The organism is Lewinella sp. (assembly GCF_050633125.1).
Lineage (GTDB): Bacteria > Bacteroidota > Bacteroidia > Chitinophagales > Saprospiraceae > Lewinella.
Window position 1 is genome coordinate 108,374 of sequence record NZ_JBOEFX010000010.1, and the last position, 23,277, is coordinate 131,650.

Annotated in this window: 18 protein-coding genes; 17 read left to right on the forward strand and 1 reads right to left on the reverse strand. The window is 47.1% G+C overall.

Annotation, left to right across the window (positions count from 1 at the left end; genetic code table 11):
- Positions 1–626: 626 nt before the first annotated feature.
- Positions 627–2,495, forward strand: coding sequence for an RICIN domain-containing protein (locus ACRBG0_RS02390; protein ID WP_431485326.1), 1,869 nt, complete (start codon positions 627–629; stop codon positions 2,493–2,495).
- 99 nt (positions 2,496–2,594) lie between these two features.
- Here the strand turns inward: ACRBG0_RS02390 and ACRBG0_RS02395 are convergent, their stop codons facing one another.
- On the reverse strand, positions 2,595–4,811 hold the full coding sequence (locus ACRBG0_RS02395) for a patatin-like phospholipase family protein (RefSeq protein WP_431485327.1): 2,217 nt from the start codon (positions 4,809–4,811) through the stop codon (positions 2,595–2,597).
- Positions 4,812–5,608: 797 nt separating this feature from the next.
- On the opposite strand from ACRBG0_RS02395, the gene mraZ reads away from it, so the two are divergent.
- The 16 genes from mraZ (at position 5,609) to ACRBG0_RS02475 (ending at position 23,229) form a co-directional block, all read left to right on the forward strand.
- Positions 5,609–6,082, forward strand: coding sequence for a division/cell wall cluster transcriptional repressor MraZ (mraZ, locus tag ACRBG0_RS02400; RefSeq protein WP_431485328.1), 474 nt, complete (start codon positions 5,609–5,611; stop codon positions 6,080–6,082).
- Positions 6,079–6,999: a 16S rRNA (cytosine(1402)-N(4))-methyltransferase RsmH gene (gene rsmH, locus ACRBG0_RS02405; protein ID WP_431485329.1), complete on the forward strand. Its 921-nt coding sequence runs from the start codon at positions 6,079–6,081 to the stop codon at positions 6,997–6,999. Before mraZ ends, rsmH begins: the two co-directional genes overlap by 4 nt.
- Positions 7,000–7,132: 133 nt before the next feature.
- The gene (locus ACRBG0_RS02410) at positions 7,133–7,453 is read left to right on the forward strand and encodes an FtsL-like putative cell division protein (RefSeq protein WP_020538695.1); all 321 of its coding nucleotides are present in this window, start codon (positions 7,133–7,135) and stop codon (positions 7,451–7,453) included.
- Between the two features lie 11 nt (positions 7,454–7,464).
- The gene (locus tag ACRBG0_RS02415) at positions 7,465–9,633 is read left to right on the forward strand and encodes a penicillin-binding protein (RefSeq protein ID WP_431485330.1); all 2,169 of its coding nucleotides are present in this window, start codon (positions 7,465–7,467) and stop codon (positions 9,631–9,633) included.
- A 24-nt stretch (positions 9,634–9,657) separates the two neighbouring features.
- A complete protein-coding gene (locus tag ACRBG0_RS02420; RefSeq protein ID WP_431485331.1) occupies positions 9,658–11,133 on the forward strand; it encodes a UDP-N-acetylmuramoyl-L-alanyl-D-glutamate--2,6-diaminopimelate ligase in 1,476 nt (491 codons plus the stop codon).
- Positions 11,134–11,151: 18 nt separating this feature from the next.
- Positions 11,152–12,408, forward strand: a complete 1,257-nt coding sequence (gene mraY / locus ACRBG0_RS02425) for a phospho-N-acetylmuramoyl-pentapeptide-transferase (RefSeq protein ID WP_020538698.1) — start codon at positions 11,152–11,154, stop codon at positions 12,406–12,408.
- A complete protein-coding gene (murD, locus tag ACRBG0_RS02430; RefSeq protein WP_431485332.1) occupies positions 12,408–13,742 on the forward strand; it encodes a UDP-N-acetylmuramoyl-L-alanine--D-glutamate ligase in 1,335 nt (444 codons plus the stop codon). Before mraY ends, murD begins: the two co-directional genes overlap by 1 nt.
- A 35-nt stretch (positions 13,743–13,777) precedes the next feature.
- Positions 13,778–14,923, forward strand: coding sequence for an FtsW/RodA/SpoVE family cell cycle protein (locus ACRBG0_RS02435; RefSeq protein ID WP_431485333.1), 1,146 nt, complete (start codon positions 13,778–13,780; stop codon positions 14,921–14,923).
- Positions 14,920–16,053: an undecaprenyldiphospho-muramoylpentapeptide beta-N-acetylglucosaminyltransferase gene (gene murG, locus ACRBG0_RS02440; protein WP_431485334.1), complete on the forward strand. Its 1,134-nt coding sequence runs from the start codon at positions 14,920–14,922 to the stop codon at positions 16,051–16,053. Before ACRBG0_RS02435 ends, murG begins: the two co-directional genes overlap by 4 nt.
- Before the next feature lie 21 nt (positions 16,054–16,074).
- Positions 16,075–17,439 carry a UDP-N-acetylmuramate--L-alanine ligase gene (murC, locus tag ACRBG0_RS02445; protein ID WP_431485335.1) on the forward strand — a complete coding sequence of 455 codons (1,365 nt, stop codon included), beginning with the start codon at positions 16,075–16,077 and terminating at the stop codon, positions 17,437–17,439.
- An 11-nt stretch (positions 17,440–17,450) separates the two neighbouring features.
- A complete protein-coding gene (locus ACRBG0_RS02450) occupies positions 17,451–18,236 on the forward strand; it encodes a cell division protein FtsQ/DivIB (protein WP_431485336.1) in 786 nt (261 codons plus the stop codon).
- A 104-nt stretch (positions 18,237–18,340) separates the two neighbouring features.
- Positions 18,341–19,681, forward strand: coding sequence for a cell division protein FtsA (gene ftsA, locus ACRBG0_RS02455; protein ID WP_431485337.1), 1,341 nt, complete (start codon positions 18,341–18,343; stop codon positions 19,679–19,681).
- A gap of 102 nt (positions 19,682–19,783) precedes the next feature.
- Positions 19,784–21,256: a cell division protein FtsZ gene (gene ftsZ / locus ACRBG0_RS02460; protein ID WP_431485338.1), complete on the forward strand. Its 1,473-nt coding sequence runs from the start codon at positions 19,784–19,786 to the stop codon at positions 21,254–21,256.
- A 291-nt stretch (positions 21,257–21,547) separates the two neighbouring features.
- Complete coding sequence (locus ACRBG0_RS02465) at positions 21,548–22,066, forward strand: RNA polymerase sigma factor (protein WP_431485339.1); 519 nt, start codon at positions 21,548–21,550, stop codon at positions 22,064–22,066.
- Entirely contained in the window at positions 22,056–22,625 is a 570-nt protein-coding gene (locus ACRBG0_RS02470) for a hypothetical protein (RefSeq protein WP_431485340.1), read from the forward strand. The genes ACRBG0_RS02465 and ACRBG0_RS02470 overlap by 11 nt, the downstream gene beginning before the upstream one ends.
- A 142-nt stretch (positions 22,626–22,767) precedes the next feature.
- Positions 22,768–23,229: a hypothetical protein gene (locus ACRBG0_RS02475; protein ID WP_431485341.1), complete on the forward strand. Its 462-nt coding sequence runs from the start codon at positions 22,768–22,770 to the stop codon at positions 23,227–23,229.
- The last annotated feature ends 48 nt before the right edge of the window (positions 23,230–23,277 follow it).

The window sequence follows — 23,277 nt, forward strand, 5'->3', positions numbered from 1 at the left end:
AAGGGTAAACTGCCCGGCAAGGGACAGTACCACTGTTAATAATAGAATACGCATGAGGTAAATCATCTTGTTTGGTGCTGCTTTAAGACGTTAAAAAACGTCAATTATTACACCGGTTGTTCTGAAAAAAGCTCATTCGGGCGGCAAAGGTAAAAAATAGAAGCTTATCAACAGGAGAACTGAAAAGACAATCCTTACAAATGTAATATGCTGAGCTTCGAAATTACCATCAATTAAAAGGTTTCAGCCTCTATCGCCAATGCAAATGCTGGGTGAATAACAACAGCTGTAGTCGTTGGCAAGTTTTCAAAACATTGATAATGAATTGATTTTATCCCACTATAGGTTATTGCCCTTGTTCATGTCGAACAATGAGCTTAGAAGGGCATTTGCGATTTTTTTTAAAAAAAGTGACCTGATCATTTACCTTCTGTCTCTCTGAGGCCATGTACATACAAAAGATTTCAATTGCAGTGGTTTTTCCGCTCTATAATCGGTGGTGCTGCTGCTTTTATGAACAATTATTTACTTTTAATCAAGACTATTATGTTCACGAGAAATTTATTTTGACGAAAGTTCGAGCTTACCCTGTTACCAGGAGGTTGATTTTACCTATTTCCGCAGCTATGATAGACATTCCAGCGGGAACAGACATCGAAGAGCTTAAGGTAATAATTGGATCGGTTGACGACGGTGCTCGTAAGATTATCTTTAATAGCAAGTACCCCAATGGGCTCTATCATGATGCGGAGGACGGCAGGCTGGGAGGTGTAAACTTTACCACAGATTTCGCAGACGGTGCCGTAGCTGGTGAGGTTAATACTGTCATTATCGTGCAGATGGACGATTGCGCTGTCGATAATCGGATGACTGGTGGCATAACAGTACGACTGAATGGGGAAGAGTTGACTCCCGAGCCCAGCTGGGAAGCCGAGCATCCCGAATTTGAGCGACAGGAGGAATACGTATCCTACAAAACCGTAAAAATCGGTGAAGTGGAAATGTTTGCCGAAAACCTGCGCACAACTACCTGTGCCGATGGTACGCCCATTCCCCCTGGTACCTACCGCGTGGAAGATGACCGAAGCGTTAAGTATTCAGCCTTGGCCGTAGATGCTTGTGAGTTGTGCCCAACTGGTTGGCGTGTTATGAATAGAGAAGATTTGGATTTACTGCAGGAAATGTCACTGGATAGGGAAGAGATACAAGAAAGAGCCAATATTACCAGAGAAGGAATAGGTGGAAGCTATCTCATCTTGGCGGATACCAGAATGTACTACGGCGATTTCCCTAATGGTGAAACAATAAGGCAAGCTTACTTTGATGCCGTACGCTGCGTAAAGAAGCGAACGGAGATAACCTACGATCCGATCGAAAGTGACCTGGTCGGCCACTGGGACTTTTCGGGAAGTAGCCCACTGCGTGACCTTACTGGTAATTTTTCCGATTTAGAGCTAAAGAATAACGCACAAATACAGAATGATGCGTTGGACGTGAACTCCGGAACCTGGGCCCAAGCGGTCGGGTATGAAGGAGAAACAATCAGAGAGAAATCATTGGTCGCCTGGGTTCGCCTGGATAATTTGGACGTGCGGACTGGATCCGTTCTAACGCTCGATTTAACGGACGGCAATCAATTTGACGGCATTGTATACGCCGAGCGTGAGCCCAGAAAATGGATGTCAGGAAGTTCAGGTTTTGACCGAACGGAAAATCCGCAACCGGGATTCCAGGAAGTCAGTACCGGTGAACTCGTTATGATGGCCATTACTTACGCCGATGTGGGAGGTGAAACAAATGTAAAAATTTACCGTAATGGTCAGCTGGTCGGTGACTATACCAAAGGTAGTATTCGCGAATACGGTAGCACGGCAGAAGTGCTATTCGGGGCCCGGCATACCAATGGTCAAAATCAGTACGGCTCGGTGGATGCTCGTATCGAAGAAGCACGTATCTACAACGGTGTCCTGACGGAAAACAACGTTCAGGGACTGTATGCTGGAGTGGAGAACGAAACCCCATTGCTGGACGGTAAAGTTTTCCGCATCAAGACCAACTACGATAACGGCTCCAGTGTATACCTGGGAATCGACGAGACAGCAGCCGGGGTACGGGGTGCCAGTGCCGGAATCTGGGACCGTACCGCTAGTAAAACACAAGAGTGGCGCTTCGAGCAAGTTGAGGAAGGGGTTTATCATATCATCTCCAATATTGAAGGAACCAATAATAAATACCTCGATGCTGACTTGGCCAATATTGGTACCAATGGCACAGTGATTCATCTATGGTCTGGTCACGGTGGTAAAAATCAACAATGGCAGGTAATAGAAAATGAAAACGGTACCTATCGTCTCCAATCCATGGAACCGAGAGCGGGTAATAGATCGGTCGATTTATCCCTGGGGGGTAATGTTGGTAAAAACGGTGGCAAAGTCCACCTGTGGAGCAACCATACGGGGGCAAACCAACAGTGGATTTTGGAGGAAGTTCGCTAGTACGGAATTCAAAAGATGTCCGTAAATATAAAATAGCCCGAGGCGATTTTGATCGAGTATCTTAAAATCGCCTCAGGCTATTACTTGGAAATGCGGCACTTAAAACCGATACCCCGCGAAAAGAGAAAAATTGAAACGTTCAAAATCCAGGTTGTATTCCGCCGTGAAGCGCAATGGCCCGAATGTAGTGACACTACCCAATTCGAGGCCTACACCCGAGATGTCATTTTCTTCGAGTACTTTTCCATCAACAATTAAGGAAGAGAAGCCCTGGTTGTAACCCAAGGCTATGAAGTTGTTGTTGCCAATCTCGGCTCGCAATTGGATTCGCCCGAAACCAAAAGTGCTAACTCTTTGCTCGCTTAAGCGAAAGCCATATACCTCATAGAAGCGGTTGTGGTTGGGGATTTCTCGCCCCAGATAAAAGCGTAATAAAGAGTGATCTTCCTTCATTTGGCTGTGTCCTGCTCCAGCACTGGCGTCTAGCCATAAGTGCTGGCCCAGTTGAAAAGCTTTGTGTACTTTTCCGCCAATGGTCCAGTTGCGATCTGTAGAGAAGTTGGCGCCGTCGATCTTGGCCTCCTCTAGTTTGCCTGCCAAGTTGTATTCAAACCACAATTGAGATAAAGAACCGTCTTCGGGAAAGTAGGTTCGGTCGTAAGTGTCTCTGATGAGCTGCCCATAGCTTAGCCAGCGTTGCGCCCGCGCATCAAGCTCCGTAAGAGAAAAGAAACGTGGGTTCTCTGAAAAATGCTCTCCACCAGCACCAAGTCGAAAATGCCATTGTCTACTGAGGTTGGTTTGAAGATCCAATCCTATATTATAATGATGAAAGGTGAACTCGTTTACCGGCTCATTCTGTAAAAACAATTCTCCGGGGATGATTTGGCCACTGCTATATAATCGTAATCCAAAGCTGGGACTGGTACGGGTATTGATGGTGTAGTCTAGCCAAAACCCTGGATATTCAGATACCCGCAAGTCTGCGCTTAATATGCTGCCATAGCCTAGCTGATTGCGTGCTGTAAAGTTGATGAGCAGCCCCGCATTGAAATCAACATCATAATTGATACTGCCGCGTACATATATATTAGGTGTGCTTTCTGCTGCAAACCTTAGAATATAACCGCCGCCGCTGGCGTGTACTAGCTCGTAATCAATCATACTGTAAAACCCTGTAGCGTAGAGAATACTGATCCATTTTTCTATCTCTTTAATGGTAATGACGGTGGGGGTTTTGATGTCCACCATTTGCGCCAGGGTCTTTTGTGTAGTGCTGTCAGTAGCGAGGTGTTCAATGTGTTTTACAGGGAAGCTGTCTCTTCGGCAATTGGGGCGCGCAGGAATGGGGCGGGTCTTCCAGTTTACACTGTCCAGGTAAGACTGTAATTGAGGAAGTGCTGCCAATGCAGCTTTTTCACCTTGTTTGATCAATGCAGGTGCTGCATCGTAGCTTAGAGTCGTGAAATCTCCAAGGTCGGGATCAATGATGAAATTGGCTAGTGCGCGCTGTTCTTCGGTAGAGGCTGCCATAACATAGCTGCTGGTTTGCTCCAGGACGCGTAAAACACTCGTAAGTTCCTCGCGCGGATAGAGGGCGTCGCCTACATCTACCCCAATAACAATATCTGCACCCATGTCCAGGGCGTCGCTCACAGGGAGATTGCGAGCCAAAAGACCATCTACCAGTATTTTATCATCATAAACCAGTGGGTCAAAAGCTGAGGGGATCGACATGCTGGCTCGGATACCTTTACGCAGAGGGCCTTCTCTAAAGACAAAAGCCTCTCCGGTTTCCAAGTCTGTCGCAACACAGGAGAAAGGGCAGTAGTATTTGTCAAAACTTTCTACGTCATGTACACAAGCGGTGAGACCAGTGAATAGTGTGAGGATTTTCTTGCCTCCAATGAGGCCACGGGGGATTATTAGATCACCATCTTCCAACGCAAAAGTAAATTGATAGCGGTCGGCCTTGTTCCGTTCGTCGATAGGAAGGTAATTTCGGGGGTAGCTATCGTTGAAATAGTCACTCCATTGTAGGGTGGTCGCTAAGTCCTCTAATTGAGTAGGCGTGTATCCAATAGCGTAAAGGCTGCCTACGATGCTGCCCATGCTGGTGCCGGTAAGGTAGTCGGGGAATATGCCATTTTCTTCTAGTACCTTTAGTACACCTATGTGTGCCAAGCCTTTGGCTCCGCCACCAGATAAGGCTATGCCGAGCTTCGGTGGGGGAGTGGTCTGGGCTACGGCGCTAGTGGTAAGGCACCACTGTAGGGTGCAGAATATAGTAATTATTGTAACAAGGTGTAGTCTCATGTTAGCGGGGTTGTTAGCGACAAAGTTACGGGATTCTATGTAGATGTGTCTCGTGCGATGTTCTCCGAGGTCGGGGGACTTGTTGTCTACTGGAGTTGCCAATATTTGATCTCTCTGATGTCATTGCCCCTGTTGTTGGGCTTCTTTAACGAAAGTAATAGGCCTGTCCTCTGCTCGGGTGGAGGTGTTCTTGCCAGGCTGCTCATGCTAAGTAGGTGGAGGCTGATTTTGTAAACGGAGTGCATTTGCTGCGGTCTAATGATAGGTAGAGCCCATTCGTGTAAATACATTCACGTATACACACCCTGCCCATCCCCAGATAATGCCCCGCGCTAGGGGTGGGAGCCAGCACCGCAAAGCGGGGAGCCCGACCGATAGGGAGGGCCAAGCGAACAGCGCGTGGCGGACGACCCGACCCCGACCAGCGGGAGGGGAGCGCCCAAATGAGCACAATAAAACGACTCTGTTTACCACAATGAACCCTTTTTTGTCACTTTCTTCCCACAATTTCCCACGCTGTTATCGCGGCTGAAGCCCTTCGTTACCACAAATTTCCACTTTGGGAGCGCAATTTGTTTTTAATAGAGTAGTGGTTTTTAAAAATATAAAATCAAATAAGTGATATTTTTGTAATCAAAATCATGTTATATTCGGTTTTGTTTAATAAAGTGGAACTTTCTGTGAAAAAAGTTGCTTAAAAAGGTGGTAGAAAGTGGTAATTTGTGTCAAAAGTCGTTACTTTTGATACGTCAAAGTAAAGTTGGAGGGAAATTCCAACCTTATTCGTAAAAAGAGTTATGTCTTTTAAACAACTACTAGGTGAGTACGAAGTACGTCTGGACGGCAAAGGCCGCTTCCGGATGCCTAGTGGTTTATTGACCCAACTTGGTGATTGGCAGCGTGGCAACTTTGTGATCAACCGGGGCTTTGAAAAATGCCTCGTGTTGTACCCCGAGCCGATGTGGAACGAGGTTACTACGGAGATCAATGAATTGAATCTCTATAGTAAGAAGAATCGTGACTTTGCACGCTACTTTTTTCGCGGTGCCTCCGAGGTGACCCTCGATAGTGCTGACCGCATCCTGCTGCCTAAAAGGTTGGCGGAATACGCCGGTATCGACAAAGATATGATTTTAACGGCATATTCCGGAAGAATTGAAATGTGGTCTTCCGCAGAATACGATAAGTGGATGGAAGAAGAACCCATCGACTTTTCGGAGCTTGCTGACGATGTATTAGGGAATGTTGGTGCAAAAGAGAAAGAATCATGAGTTATCACCTACCGGTAATGGCTCGGGAATGCCTTGATTATTTGCAAATTGACCCTGCTGGTACTTATGTCGACGTCACCTTTGGAGGGGGCGGGCACAGTAAACTGATTCTGGAGCAATTGGGGCCTGAGGGTCGCCTGCTCGCTTTTGATCAGGATGCTGATGCGGAAAAGAACCTGCCTGGAGATGATCGCTTGCTTTTTGCAGCGGCAAATTTCCGCCATCTCAAGCGCTATTTGCGTTTGTATGGTATCAAGCAGGTAGACGGGGTTTTGGCTGATTTGGGGGTTTCTTCGCACCAGTTGGATGTGCCGGAACGAGGGTTTTCCTTTCGTTTTGCTGCCGACCTGGATATGCGAATGAACCAACAGGACGGCCCCACAGCGGCAGAGATTCTGGCGCACACACCGGTCGATGAGTTGCAGTACGTTTTTGGTACTTACGGAGAAGTTCGTAATGCTCGTACCCTGGCTCATCGTATTGCTGAGGCCCGCGAACAGCAGGCCATCACCACGGTAGATGAATTTGTACAAATCGTAGAGCCAATGGCCCGGGGTAAAGTAAATCGCTACCTCGCCCAAGTTTTTCAAGCTTTGCGCATCGCGGTTAACGACGAGATGCGTGCGCTGGAAGAAATGCTCGAACAAGCCACCACTGTTTTGCGGCCCGGTGGGCGATTGGTAGCCATGAGCTATCATTCTTTAGAAGACCGCATGGTGAAGAATATCTTGAAAACCGGACAAGTGTCTGGTGAGCAAGTGAAAGATTTTTACGGCCATATTTATCGGCCGTACCGTTTGTTGACAAAGAAGCCTGTGGAGGCCAGCGCTGCGGAAGTAGCGGAAAATCCTCGGGCGCGTAGTGCTAAGTTGCGTGTTGGTGAAAGACTGGAAAGTCAGCCACCAACCGAAAATTGAAACCTTCTCTATTATTCCGATAATTAATTATCGGGAGGAGAAAAAAACAAGGCTGGTGATGGTTCCCACAATGCTTGACTAAGCAGGTGGCTGCCTTAGGAAATACCCTTTCCTCAGTCTTAAAACGGAAGTAATGGCTAAGAAAAATGACATTTTCAGTCAAATTCAGTCCTTTCGACTATCTGGATTCATACTCTCGAATCTGGGTTACTTCCTATTTCTCGGTTTTCTCGCAATTCTGTACATCGGCAATGCTCACCTGGCAGAGCGCAACGTGCGCAATATCCAGGAAATGCAACGTGACATTCGGGAGATGCGGTGGTCATTTATGTCCCTGCAATCTGAAAATATGTACAATAGTTTACGCTCGGAGGTAGTAGACCGCGTCAAAGACGATGGCCTACGGCTACACCGGGGTAAACCCATTAAAATTGTTGTTCGCGACGAGAAATAATTGTTCCAGCAATGGATATTAAAAACGAAGTACTTTATCGGGTTTATTTCCTGCTCTTCGGGCTACTGCTGCCCGCGGCGGGATTCCTGCTATACAGTACCGTGAATATCGCTATTCTGGAGGGTGAGCACTGGCGCGAACAAGGGCGTCAGAACTACGTGAAGCCGCGTGCCGTGCCTGCTGAGCGCGGAAATATCTACGCATTGGACGGCAGTCTATTGGCAACATCGGTACCTTATTTCGACTTGTATTTTGACCCTTTCGCCTCTAGCGAAGCCGATTATTATGCCAATGTTGATACGCTGTCTTATTTATTGGCAACGTATGTAGACAATACTTATACACCGGGCGGGTTCAGGGATTATTTGATTCAGTTGCGCGATACTTCCAATAATCGCCGGATGAATCGGAATGTGCCTTTGAAAAAGTCGGTTTCTTTTTCTGAAAAGTCGAGGATTCAATCGTTTCCGCTTTTCAATAAGGGACAGTTTAGAGGTGGTTTGATTGCCAAAAAGCTCAGTGAGCGCAAGCGTCCTTTTGGCTTGCTTGCTCGCCGGACGATTGGCTACGTGAGGGAAGACAAGCAACCAGTAGGACTAGAAGGTCGCTTTGATTCTATTTTGGGTGGCCAAGAAGGTACTCAAATGATGATCAAAGTAGATCCTCAAAGCGATTTGTGGTTGCCGCTAAATGACTTGTCTGAAGTAGAACCACGGAGTGGTGATGATATCGTGACAACGATTGATGTGAACCTGCAGGATATTGCGGAAGAAGCACTCCTGGCAGGTATGCGCAGGCATCAGCCTGATTGGGGGACGGCCATTGTAATGGATGTAGAAACCGGTGCTATTCGGGCCATTGCCAATTTAGGGCGTGATGATGCAGGTGAAGGGTATTACGAAATGTACAACTATGCCATTGCAATGGCAACAGAGCCAGGCTCGACATTTAAATTAGCGACCATGATGGCGCTACTGGAAGATGACCATGTGAAGCTTACGGACTCGGTAGATATAGAGAAGGGGAAAACGATTTTCTACGAGATAGAAATGGAAGATGCCTCTTCTTACAGCTTTAAGCTGGATAGTATAACGGTACAACGCGCTTTTGAGATTTCTTCTAATGTAGGGATGGCAAAGCTGGTAGATCGGTTCTATAATTTGCCGGATAACGGAAATAAGAACAAAGGGGCCTATCAGTATCTTCAGCGGATACGTGATTTTAACCTTGATCTCCCTACAAATATTGAATTGGAAGGAGAGGCTAACCCTTACTTGAAGAATGCTTACAGTGAAGAAGATCAGTGGAGTTTAGTGACGCTCCCTTGGATGGCTACAGGCTACGAAGTACGGCTGACACCTTTACAGACGCTGACCTTTTATAACGCGGTAGCAAATAACGGCCGAATGATGAAGCCTTATTTGGTTTCGCGGGTAGAGCGTAATGGAGAAACGGTCGATATTATGAAGCCTACAGTGGTGAAAAAAGCCATTGCAAGTAAATCGACGATAGAGAAAGCACGCTTGCTATTGGAAGGTGTAGTGGAACGAGGAACGGCGTCTAAATTACGCACCAATCAATACCGCTTTGCCGGAAAAACAGGAACGGCTCAGGTCAACTATTCGCGTAGCAGTAGAGGAACCAGAGTTGGTGGTTATCAGGCGAGCTTTGCAGGATATTTTCCGGCTGATAAGCCCAAGTATTCCTGTATAGTAGTGGTGTACAAGCCCAGAGAAGGCGGCATTTACGGTGGTGATGTAGCTGGTCCTATTTTTCGGGAAATTGCTGATAAGTGTTTTAATAGTATGATCGATTTACACGATCCACTAAATGATGGACCAAGACCTGTACTGTATGAACGAAACTTGCCTGGTTTTGAATTAGGCGAGGAAAAGGATATGCGCATGGTGTTGGATTACCTAGATATTCCTTACTACGGCAACCCGGAGACACCAATGGTGGTGATGTCCGCAAGTAGCGATAGCCTTTTTATTCAAAACCGTACCATGAGCGAAAGCAAAGTGCCGAGCGTGGTGGGGATGGGTTTACGAGATGCCGTTTTTGTACTGGAAAATCGCGGCTTAAAAGTAATAACGGAAGGCGCTGGTCGCGTAGTTCGACAATCTATTCGGCCAGGGACCAGCACCAGAGGACAAACGATAAAACTTACCCTCGGGTAAAAAAACGAAACAACAGGATAAAACATGACCATTAATCAACTTACCGAAAACGTAGAGGTACTCCAGCGCTGGGGCGATCTCAACGTGGAAGTCCACCAGCTGGATTTCGACTCGCGTAAGGTGGTGCCCGGTAGCCTTTTTGTAGCCATAAAGGGTACTCAAACCGATGGTCATGATTATCTGACGCAGGTAATAGCCGGAGGTGCTGTCGCTATTGTAGCGCAAAGAGCACCGCTATCGACGGAAGAAAAGAAAGTAGCGTGTTGGCTAAACGTAGCGAATAGTGCTGCCTGTTTGGGCCAGATGGCCGCAGCGTTTTTCCATTACCCCAGTCGAGAGCTGCAATTGGTGGGCATTACGGGCACCAATGGTAAGACGACTTGTGCCACCTTGCTGTATCAGTTGTACCAGGAGTTGGGCGAAAAAACCGGCCTACTTTCAACGGTAGAAAACCGGATAGGAGAGGAGGTTATTTCCGCTTCTCATACTACGCCAGATGCAGTGGAATTGAACCGTTTATTGGCACAGATGGTAGAAGCCAACTGTACTTACGTTTTCATGGAGGTAAGTTCTCATGCGGTGGATCAGGAACGTATTGCCGGATTGGATTTTGCCGGCGGCGTTTTTACCAATATGTCGCACGATCACCTGGACTACCACGGTAGTTTCAAGGCCTATATCGAAGCGAAAAAGAAGTTCTTTGACAATTTGCCCAAAGGGACTTTTGCCCTGGTGAATGTAGATGATAAGCGCGGCAGCGTGATGGTTCAGAATACTGCGGCTACCAAGCGTAGCTACAGCCTACGAGCCATGGCTGACTACCGGGCCCGGATACTGGGTAACAGCGCCGAAGGCTTGCATATGGAACTGGCAGGACACGAGCTTTTTGCTCGCTTGATTGGCCATTTTAATGCCTATAACCTTTTGGCCGTTTACGGAACTGCGGTGTTGCTGGATGCACCCGCGCAGGAAGTACTTCGCATCCTGAGTGGTTTGCCTGGCCCTGCTGGTCGAGCCAGTTATGTACGTAATAACCAAAGTGGGATTACGGGTGTAGTGGACTATGCACATACGCCGGATTCTGTAGAGAAAATCTGCCAGACGCTCCGGGAGATGTTGCCTCGCAATCAGCGCCTAACCACAGTGCTTGGATGTGGTGGTGACCGCGACAGAACGAAGCGGCCATTGATGGCTAAAGCAGCCTGCGATTATAGCAATCTGGTGATTTTGACCAGTGATAACCCTCGGTCGGAAGACCCGGAAGCCATTTTGAATGAAATGGAAGAAGGTGTGCCTGTTGATAAAAAGGATCAGGTACTGAGAATAACGGATCGACGCTCGGCAATTGTTACCGCTTGTCGCTTGGCCAAGCCAGGAGATATCGTATTGATCGCCGGCAAAGGGCACGAAACTTACCAGGAAATAAAAGGTGTAAAGCATCCTTTTTCAGATGATGAAGTGTTGCGGAATGCCCTGGATTTGATAAAGCAAACGAACTAGAACCTAAAAGAAAAAACAATGCTCATTTATTTGGTAGAATGGTTAGATGCGACGTTTGGACTAGGGTCCTGGACGCGGCTATTCCAGTACATCACTTTTCGTGCGGGAATAGCAATCATTCTATCCTTGATCATTTCTTTGCTTTTTGGAGGGAAGATCATTCGTTTGTTGAGATCCCTGCAAGTAGGAGAGGAGGTAAGAGACCTTGGCCTCGAAGGGCAGAAATCAAAGCAAGGGACGCCTACCATGGGAGGTATCATTATTGTAATGGCGATTCTGGTTCCTTGTTGGTTGATGGCCCGCTTGGATAATATTTATATCGTGATGATGCTGGTAGCTACCAGCTGGATGACGGTGATTGGGTTTATTGACGATTATATCAAGGTGTTTCGTAAGAATAAAAAAGGACTACACGGCCGCTTCAAAATAATGGGGCAGGTAGGCTTGGGCCTTTTCATCGCCTTGACGATGATGAACAACGAGCAGATTGTCGTTCGCTTGGATGTTGCTGAAGCGCAAAGCATTGGACTGACCAACGAGCAAATGGTTGGCAGCCCGATTGAAGTAAAGACTGCAAATGATGTGGTAACCCTCAAAGCGGATTACAAGACCAACCTGACGAATGTACCTTTCTTAAAAGGAAATCGCCTTGATTATGGTCGCTTGCTGCCGCTGGCTCCACATTTGGCGTGGATCATTTTTGTACCCTTAGTCATCTTCGTAGTCACCGCAGTATCTAATGCTGCGAACCTGACGGATGGCCTGGATGGATTAGCCACCGGTGTTTCGGGTATTATTGGGATAACCCTGGCGGTTTTTGCTTATGTATCGGGTAACAGTATTGCGGCCAACTACCTCAATATCTTGCACCTGCCCGGTAGTGGAGAGTTGGTGATTTATGCCGCCTGCTTTTTAGGGGCTTGTTTAGGCTTCTTGTGGTACAACTCCTTCCCTGCACAGGTTTTTATGGGAGATACCGGAAGTCTGACGTTGGGAGGCATTATTGCTGCAATGGCCATTTTGCTAAGAAAAGAATTATTGATACCAATTCTATGTGGAATTTTCGTAGCTGAAAATCTCTCTGTGATGGTACAAGTGGGGTATTTCAAGTACACCAAGAAAAGATACGGTGAAGGGAAACGGATATTATTGATGTCTCCTCTTCATCATCATTATCAGAAAAAAGGAATGCCGGAAACCAAGATCGTTACGCGTTTTTGGATCGTCGGAATCCTGTTGGCGGTAGCTACCATATTAACGCTAAAACTTCGCTAATGCTTACGGAGAGACCGATAAATATTGTGGTTTTAGGTGGCGGCGAAAGTGGCGTAGGTGCGGCTTTGTTGGCACAAAAGAAAGGGGCAAAAGTGTTTCTTTCTGACCGGGGCAATATTGGTCAGAACCAGCAGGTAGAACTAGAGCTTGCAGGTATAGAGTTCGAAAGCGGACAGCATACCTGGGAACGTATTTTCGCTGCTGATGAGGTCATCAAGAGCCCTGGAATTCCGGATACGGTACCGCTTATTACGCAGTTACACGATCAGGAGATTCCTGTTATCGGAGAAATTGAATTTGCTTCCCGTTATACCGATGCCCCTTTGGTGGCAATTACAGGAAGCAATGGTAAGACAACAACGGCCTACCTGGTAGATCACTTGCTGAACGCAGCAGGAAAAACGGCAGCTTTGGTAGGTAATGTAGGTGTAAGTTTCGCCCGCCATTTGGCAGAGGAACCTGCCCCGGATGTTTTTGTGATTGAAGTAAGCAGTTTTCAACTGGATAGTATTCAATATTTCCGACCCCAAGTGGCGGCCATCCTGAATATTACCCCGGATCATCTGGATCGCTACAATTATGAGATGGAGGGCTACATCGATTCGAAAATGCGTATTGCCAAAAACCAGGAAGCTGGCGACACTTTTTGGTACCTGGCCGAAGACGAGAATATCGCCAATGGCATGGAGCGCAATCCGGTTGCCGCTCAACTTCGCCCGGTAAGCAAGGCGCAGTTGACAGAAAAAGGCATCCAAATTGGAGCCGAAGAGATTGACTTGACGAATACGCAGCTAAAAGGAAAGCACAATGCACTGAATGCCCTCTTTGCGGCAGGTATGGTGCAAACTTTTGGCATAAGTACCGAGGATATACGGAAAGGACTGGAAAGTTTTGAGCCTGTTCCTCATCGCTTGGAACCTGTAGGGGTAATTGATGGTGTGGAATACATCAACGATAGCAAAGCCACCAATGTAGATGCGGTCACCTACGCACTTGATGCCATGGAAAAAGACATCATTTGGATCGCCGGAGGCACCGACAAAGGAAATGACTACACGCCGCTTATAGAGCCGGCCCGTACGAAAGTAAAAGCCCTGGTTTGCCTGGGCGCTGATAACACGAAGCTAAAAGTAGCTTTTGCAGGAATTATTGACACTATAGAAGAGACGAACACTGCGCAAGAGGCCGTATTGGCAGCTAAGAAGTTGGCCAAAGAAGGGCAAGTCGTATTGCTATCGCCAGCTTGTGCAAGTTTTGATCTTTTTAAAAATTATATCGACCGGGGTGATCAATTTCGCGCCGCCGTACAAACGTTGCCCAGCAGCATAAAATAAAGACGCTGCACCGCAGTGTTTCAACAAAAAGAACTATGAGTTTTTCAACCAGAATAGCAGCAGAATTACGCGGAGACCGAGTGGTCTGGGCGATTCTCGTCCTGTTGGGGCTGTTTTCCATTCTGGCGGTCTACAGCTCTACAGGAACGTTGGCTTACCGGGAACGGGGAGGCAATACCGAAGCTTACCTTTTTAAGCACGGGATCATCCTGGCAGCGGGATTTGTAGTGACCTATTTTGCACACTTGCTGCATTATCGGCGGTATATGAACTGGTCGCCAGTATTATTACCGATGGCAGTAATACTGCTGCTCTATACGATGATGTTGGGGCCTGTGATCAACGAAGCTCGCCGGTGGATCGTGTTGCCGGTTATTGGTTTGAGTTTCCAAACCTCTGATTTTGCTAAGCTGGCTTTGATCATTTACGTGGCCCGAGCCATCAGTAGTAAACAAGATTACATTGAAGATTTCAGGAGTGCGTTTTTGCCAATCATTGTACCCGTAGTGGTGGTTTGTGGCTTGATTGCTCCGGCGGATTTGTCGACGTCAATTATTCTGTTTCTGGCTTGTTTACTGATGATGTTTGTAGGCCGGGTAGCTTTAAAGTACATCGGTTTATTAATGGTGACTGGTGGGGTTGTTTTTGTACTACTGATTATGCTGGGGCGAACCTTTCCCGAACATATTAGGGTAGCAACCTGGGAAAGTCGATTGCAACAATTCTATTCCCCCGAACCGGGAGGTGAAGATACTTATCAGATCGATCAGGCAAAGATCGCTTTGGGAAATGGAGGACTAACGGGCGTTGGCCCAGGAAACAGTACACAAAGAAATTATTTGCCCTACGCGCATGCCGATTTTATTTACGCAGTTATCTGCGAAGAATACGGCGTGCTGGGAGGAGCAACGATCATAGGCTTGTATTTGCTGTTGTTTTTTCGGGTAACCCGATTAATCACCAAAAGTCCGAAAGCTTTCGGGGCTATGGTAGCAATGGGCTTGAGTTTGGTCATCGTGGTGCAAGCGTTTTTCCATATAGGTATCAATGTTAATTTGTTGCCGGTAACGGGCCTGACGCTGCCCTTGATTAGTATGGGAGGTACCTCCTTATTGTTCACCTGTATAGCTTTCGGGATTATCCTGAGTGTAAGCAAATACATAGAATCCGTTGCCGAATGAGCCAGCAGCAAGAACAATTGAGAATCATCTTTAGTGGTGGAGGTACCGGTGGACACATTTTTCCCGCTGTTGCTATAGCTGACCGTGTGAAGGAATTGGAACCTACTGCTCAGATCAGTTTTGTAGGTGCACAAGATAAAATGGAGATGGAGCGTGTCCCAAAAGCGGGATACCCTATTGAAGGACTTTGGATAAGTGGTTTGCAGCGAAAGCTGAGTTTTCAAAACCTGCTTTTTCCAGTGAAACTACTGGCAAGTCTTTGGAAGGCTGGCCGGATTGTTCGCCGGATCAAACCACAGGTGGTTGTTGGAACAGGTGGATTTGCGAGCGGCCCTTTGTTGCGGCAAGCAGCAGCTCAAGGAGTTCCTACGCTGATTCAGGAGCAAAACGCCTATGCAGGGCTTACAAATAAGTGGTTGGCAAAAGTGGTCAATCGTATTTGTGTCGCTTATCCTGGAATGGAGCAGTTTTTTCCTGCGAATAAGCTGATGGAAGTAGGAAACCCCGTCCGGGAGGATATGCTTGCCACGCAAAACGACCGCACCGGAGCCTGTGCACATTATGGATTTAGTGATCAGCAGCCAGTGATACTCGTGACCGGTGGAAGCTTGGGCGCAAGAACACTCAATCAGGCATTAGCCGCAGCTAATGAACAGTTGGGGGCTAACCCAGAAGTGCAGGTGTTGTGGCAATGTGGAAAATACTACGCAGAAGAATACAGCAAATGTGCAACGGCACAATTGCCCAACGTGAAACTGTTGCCTTTCCTTGATCGGATGGACTTGGCTTATGCAGCCGCAGACATCGTGATTAGTAGAGCAGGAGCTTTGACGATAGCAGAGATTTGCCTTTTGGGTAAAGCATCAATTTTAGTGCCTTCGCCAAATGTGGCCGAAGATCACCAGACGAAAAATGCTTTGTCTCTAACAGAGCGTAAAGCAGCCCTTTTGGTCAAGGATCAAGATGCGAAAGCCAGTTTGGTCGCTACAGCTATCAATTTGTTGCAAGACGAAAAAGGCCGAAAGGCATTGGCGGAAAACGCTCGGCTATTGGCTTACCCCAATGCCGCTGATAAAATCGCCAGAGAGGTTTTGCGCTTAGCCAAATGGGAATTAACTACAATCAACTAACAACTAACAATCAGGTTTTTAATGAAACTAAACAACATCCATAGCATCTATTTCGTCGGTATCGGCGGTATCGGCATGAGTGCCTTGGCGCGTTACTTCCACGGTCGTGGGGTGAAGGTGGCAGGTTATGACCGTACCGAAACGACGCTTACGAAGACTTTGGTGTCAGAAGGCATTACAGTACGCTATACAGCAGAGGTTGCGACCTTGCCACAGGATGTTGATTTGGTGGTTTATACTCCGGCTGTTCCGGCGAACCATGCCGAATTGGTATGGTTTCGCGAGCAAAACTACGAGGTGCTTAAGCGCAGCGCTGTTTTAGGGATTATCAGCAAGGGAATGCGGACGGTAGCAGTAGCAGGTACCCACGGAAAAACCACCACCTCTACACTTACGACGCACTTGTTGCGCAGCGGTGGTGTCGATTGTAACGCATTTCTGGGAGGAGTAGCACGTAATTTTTCTTCCAATTTTGTGGAGGGTGCCAGCGAGTGGGTAGTAGTGGAAGCAGACGAGTTTGATCGTTCCTTCCTGACCCTGCATCCCGATTTGGCAACGATTATGTCGCTGGATGCTGACCACCTGGATATTTACGGTGATGAAGCTAGCATGATGGAGACTGGTTTTTTAGCTTTCGCTAAACAACTGAAGCCAGGAGGAGAGCTACTGGTAAAAACAGGCTTAGAAAGCAGTTTTGTCGATTTGGGCATCAAGATAAGCACTTTCGGAATTGAAGCCGGAGATGCACAGGCTCAAAATCTGCGGGTAGAAGAAGGCTTCTTTGTTTTTGATTATCAAAGCGAAGCTGTAACGATAAAAGATTTACGCCACCCCCATCCAGGTCGGCATAATGTAGAGAATGCACTGGCAGCTATAACCGTGGCTTTGCGCTTGGGAGTAAAACCGGCAGCAATAGCGGAAGGACTGTTGAGCTTCCGGGGGATTGGCCGCCGGTTTGAGTTTCATATTCGGGAGAAGGAGCTGGTTTATATTGATGATTATGCTCATCACCCAACCGAGTTGTCAGCAGCTATTGGTGCGGCGCGCGAGCTGTATCCGGGCAGAAAACTGACGGGGATTTTTCAGCCTCACTTGTTTTCGCGGACGCAAGATTTTGTCGAAGGATTTGCTGCTGCCCTGGATAAGTTGGATGAAGCATTGTTGCTGGATATTTATCCAGCTAGAGAAGAACCGATTCCGGGAGTAGATTCCCGGTTGATATATCATCACATGAAAAATAAAAACTGTCAACTGTTATCCAAGGCGGAAGTTTTGGATACGCTGGCAAAGATGGACACCGAAGTGGTAATGACCCTGGGTGCCGGAGACATTGACACCTTAGTTGACCCTATTAAAAAACAGTTGCTGGCCACTAAGGCACAGTAAGCGTAACAAAAATGAGTAAAGCGAAACGCGATATCGTCAAAATTTTAAGGATGCTCCTTTGGGCAGTCGTCCTACTCACTGGTACCTCTATGGTGCTAGGGGCGATGCAGCGCAAGGAAAATGCTCCTATTCATGATGTTGTTATCAATATTGAGCCTTTGGAAAGCGGTGATTTCTTGATCAATGAAGAGGATATTCCTCTTATTTTGGAAAAGCGGTTTGCGCACCCAATTACCGCGTTTCCTGTAGGTAAACTGGACGTTCAACGCTTGGAAAGAGTACTCGAAGAAGATCCTTTTGTGAAAAGCGCAGAGGCCTATATTGACGCAGAGGACAGGATCAATATAGAGTTGGTGCAAAGAGAACCCATCCTGCGGGTAATGGACAACAATGGTTTGAACTATTACCTGGATAAAGAAGGTAACCAAATGCCACCAAGTGAGCATTATGCTGTCCGAGTGAGGGTGACAACAGGGAATTTGCCACCGTATGAACCGGGTTTTTTAGAAGAGAAAGACCATTTGTTAAGGCAGGTTTTTGCCTTAAACGAATTACTACGAGAGGATCCATTTTTGGATGCTTTAGTAGAGCAGATTTATATCAATAAACGCGGAGAATTTATTCTCAGCCCCAAAGTTGGCAGACAGACGATTTTGTTTGGACGCTACCAAAAGGCAGAGGAAAAATTGAGCCGACTGAAGACTTTTTACCGCGAAGGTTTGCCTTACAAAGGTTGGCAGGCTTATAGCTCATTTGATTTTCGTTACGAAGGTCAAGTGGTGTGTAAAAAGAGATAAAGAAAATAAAGTGGGGCGAGTTTTTACCACCACACTTTACACATGAAACACTTAATGGGCACTAGAGCCCTGATTGACATTTTTTTATTTTAAAACGGAATGCAATGGAATCAAATTTTGTAAACCCACCTAATGACGCTATTGTGGCGGTCGACATCGGTACCACTAAAGTGTGTGCAGTCGTCGGACGGCGTAATGAGCATGGCCAGCTCGAAGTACTGGGCGTTGGCAAAGTAGAAAGTGAAGGCGTCCTGAGGGGCGTAGTCTCTAACATTGAAAAAACAGTGAACGCTATTACTGAAGCTATCCGTATTGCGGAGCGTCAGAGCGGCCTCACCTGTAAAGAAGTACACGTTGGTATTGCCGGCCAGCACATCAAGAGCCTGCAGCACCGCGGAATGCTTACCCGTGATAACGACCATACCGAAATCAGCCGCCGTGATATCGAGCGCCTGGTAAGCGATATGTACAAGCTGGTATTGCCTCCGGGCGATAAGATCTTGCACGTTATCCCACAAGAATACACCATTGATAGTGAGCAAGGTATTACCGATCCTATCGGTATGTCGGGGATTCGCCTGGAAGCGAATTTCCACATTATCACTGGCCAAATCACGGCTTCCAACAACATCCATCGTTGTGTAGAGCGGGCCGGGATGCGGGTGAATAACCTGACCCTCGAGCCTATTGCCAGCGCAGCGGCAGTTCTCAGTGATGAGGAAAAAGAAGCCGGTATTGCACTGGTAGATATTGGCGGAGGTACAACGGATATTACCATCTTCAAAGATGGAATTATTCGTCACACCGCAGTCATTCCTTTTGGCGGCAACGTAGTGACCGGAGATATCAAAGACGGTTGCAACGTAATGGCTCACCATGCGGAAAAACTGAAAGTAAAGTACGGATCAGCCCTGGCGCAGGAGGTGTACGATAATCGTATCATCGCTATTCCTGGCCTACGTGGCCGTGATCCTAAGGAAATATCAGAAAAGAACCTGGCACGGATTATCCAGGCCCGCGTCGAAGAAATCTTCGATTATGTGGTATGGGAGATCCGCCGGTCTGGCTACGATCGCAAGCTTATTGGCGGTATTGTTGTAACGGGAGGAGGTAGTCTTCTTCGTCACATCGATAAGCTGGTAGAGTTGCACACCGGCCAGAGTTGCCGAGTAGGAACGCCGGTAGAACACCTGGCACACGGTTATCACAAAAACCTGAGTAGCCCGATTTACGCTACGTCCATTGGTTTGTTGCTGAAAGGCTTCGAGGATATGGATCAGGGTAAAATCATGGCGGCTACCGCTGCGCCGGAACCCAAAGAGGAACCAGCAGAAGCAGAAGCTATGGAAACCGTTGCTGAAGGTGAATCCGGAGGAAAATGGCTGGAAACCATCTTCAAAAAAACCAAAGATTGGTTTGAAGCAGAGCCAGATTCTGAGTTCTAAAACTCAGGCTTTAATTTTTGATATTTTCTATTAACAACTGATACCGAAGACAACAACTGAACTGATACCAAGTAATCTTCGGCAGCATAAAACTTTAAGATCATGATTTTCGATCTTCCCAAGGGCGATAGCCCAATCATAAAAGTAATAGGTGTTGGCGGCGGCGGAAGCAACGCAGTCAATCACATGTACAAGCAAGGTATTGTAGGCGTAGATTTCGCCATCTGTAATACCGATAATCAAGCGATGGACCAAAGTCCGATTCCTACAAAAATTCAGTTGGGGCCTAACCTCACCGAAGGACGTGGAGCAGGATCAAAGCCCAATGTAGGTAAGCTCGCTTGTGAAGAATCCATCGAGGATGTCAAGAAATACCTCGGTTCAGACTGTAAGATGCTGTTCGTGACGGCAGGAATGGGTGGTGGTACCGGTACTGGAGCAGCACCAATTATTGCACGTACCGCTCGGGAAATGGATATCCTGACGGTAGGTATCGTGACGCTTCCGTTCACCTTTGAAGGACGTCGCCGTACTGCACAGGGCACCGAAGGTTTGGAAGAACTGAAGAGCCAGGTAGACACGCTGATTATCATCTCTAACGATAAGCTACGTCAGATTCACGGGAACCTAAGCATCTCCGATGCATTCGGGCAGGCAGATAATATCCTGACGACTGCAGCCAAAGGTATTGCCGAAATTATCACCGTTCCTGGTTATGTGAACGTTGACTTTGAGGATGTCAATACGGTAATGCGGGAGAGTGGCGTAGCCATCATGGGTACTGCTACCGCGCAGGGTGATGACCGTGCTCGCGTGGCGGTTGATCAGGCTTTGCACTCACCATTGTTGGAAGACAATGATATCCGTGGCGCCAAGCATATCCTGTTGAATATCACCAGTGGTACCAGCGAGGTAACGATGGATGAGATCTTCGAGATCACTGAATTCGTACAAGAGGAAGCTGGCTATGGAACAGACCTCATATGGGGTAACTGTTTCGATGAATCTCTGGGCGATAGTATCAGCGTAACAGTGATCGCTACCGGCTTTGAAAACAAGCGCAAGCGCATTGAGAAAGAGGAACCTAACCGTGTAGTGGTTAGCTTGGATGATGAGCAGGAAGCTGCTGCCAGCAAGGAGCAAAAGCAAGAAATGCCAAACCAGCCTAATCAACCGAATAACCTTTCTCGTATTGGTTACGAAGGCGAGGAAGCTCCTCAGTCTCCAATCTACGAGTTTGATGACGTAAAGGAAACAGTTTCCCGTTACCAGCGTCGGAACTATGCGTACGAAGACCCTCAGGCCAAGAACCCTACTGAAGTAGCGGCAGAGCAAGAGCGTGCCCGTGAAATGGAAGAGCGCCGGAGAGAGCGCCTGCGCAGTCAACATGTAAAATTGAATAATCCACAAACGGTCAACGAGATGGAGAGTGAGCCCGCTTACCTCCGCCGTGGCGTTCAGTTGGATAACATTCCCCGATCAGAAGGCCACGACCTTTCGCAGTGGACTATTGGTGACGAAGAAGAGCCCGATTTGCGTCGTGGCAACGCTTACCTCCACGATCAGGTGGACTAGATATTTGGTGGGTTAAATTCCCATCATGACTTTTATTTTATTGCTTCCGTTAATAAGCAACTTAGCATTTTGGTAAAGCGCCCGCTTGTCGGGCGCTTTCTTTATTTGGGGCCATCCCTTCTCCCGTCCCGACTAGAAAAGTCGGCACGGGATCGGCACCGGGCTGTTAGTGGACAAGCTTTTAATTCTTAATTTGAGGACCCCCCTTTTGTTTTTTGAAAAAATACTTCCCCCTTTGTAAGAAAAGGACAACCCCAATAGACTAGTAGGGCGAATAAGGTTGAAAACAACATGAGTGAGCAGGAGCGCAAGGGTATTTTCGAACAATGGTTGCAGCAGCACCAAGCTTTGCTTTTTAAAGTGGTGCGGGCTTATGCCGTACAAAAAGCGGATCAGGATGATCTTTTTCAGGAGGTATGCTTGCAGGTCTGGCGTTCTGTTCCTCGGTTTAAAGGTGCATCGGCGGTTACAACCTGGTTGTATCGGATAGCCTTGCATACGGCCATCACCTGGAAAAAGAAAGTGCGACGGCGCGAAGAACAAAATATTCTTTATGTGAGGGAAGTACCTCAACACGAAACGAGGCCATCAAAGAATGCTCAATTGGAGTGGTTGTTCTCGGAAATCACCCGATTGGATAAAATTGACCGTTCAATAGCCTTGCTTTTACTAGACGGATTCAGTTACAAGGAGATGGCAGAGATATTGGGGATCAGTGAATCCAATGTGGGGGTGAAAATTCATCGCATCAAGCAACGGCTCACCAAGCGGGCGGCGGAAAATCAAAAAAATCATACTTATGGACTTTAAAGACTTGCAAAAAGTGTGGAATCAACAAACCAATGAACCTATGTATATTATTGACCAACAGGCACTGTACCGACAGGTTCGTCGCCGTGCATCACAGGCCGATCGTATTGCGCGAACCAACGAATGGGGGATGATGATTATCGCTGTCGTCACCAGCGTAATGTTGTTGTGGATAGGAAAAGATACGGCTTATCAAATTGTAGCATCGGTGGTAATGTTGGGCACAGGCGCTTACGTTTTTTGGCAACGCCGACAACGCTTGGCGTCGCTGAATCAGCAGCCAAGTTCTATCCTGGCCGAGTTGGATCAAGCTATTACAAATGCCAATTATCTCGTTCGCTTTGCGCAGACGTTTGCTTACTGGTTTTTAATACCCACAGCGTTAGTGACGATCTTCAGGATGACCCAAAGAGAGGTAGACCCTTGGCGCTGGCTATTTGTTTTAGGAAGCTTTTTGCTAGCTTTTTTACTCGTTCGTTGGGAATTGAAGTGTAAGCACCTGCCCCGTAAACAAGCGCTAGAGCAATTGAGGGAAACCTTGACAAAGGAGGTAGTATAGCATAAAATTCTTTAATGCCAGCATATCGGTGTTCAATCGGGTAGAATTCTTTATAGAAAATTTCTATTTTTGCGGCATCATTGAAAGACAGGCTGTAAAGCCACTGTGCTTTCTATCTAAGCGTGTAAAAAAATAGCGCCAAATGCCAAGAGAATTTAGCAAACTCACCGAAGCGGAAAAACAACACATGGTTGATGCTATTCCGTTAATTACGATCCTTGTCGCCGGAGCCGACGGTAAAATGGACGATAACGAACTGGAATGGGCGGAAAAGGTTACGAAGATTCGGAGTTATGATCATGCCAGCAAGTTGAACGACTATTATAAGCTGGTTAGCGATCACTTTGCAAGCCGGATTAATGAGATGGTTATCCGCTTACCAAAAGAAACCGCTGAACGTACCCAGGTTATATCTGAGGAACTGGCGAAGTTGAATCCTATCCTCCATAAGCTGGATGCTTTTGATGCAGCGATTTACTACAAAAACTTCCGCACCTTTGCTGAGCACGTTGCAGAGGCCTCTGGTGGCCTTCTAGGATTTGCAAGTGTAGGGCCAGAAGAAAGAGCCGTTATTGAACTTCCTATGTTGGAGGTATTTGAATAAATACTTTCCTTTATGGAAAGTGTTGAGTATTAGAAGCAGTCATTCTTT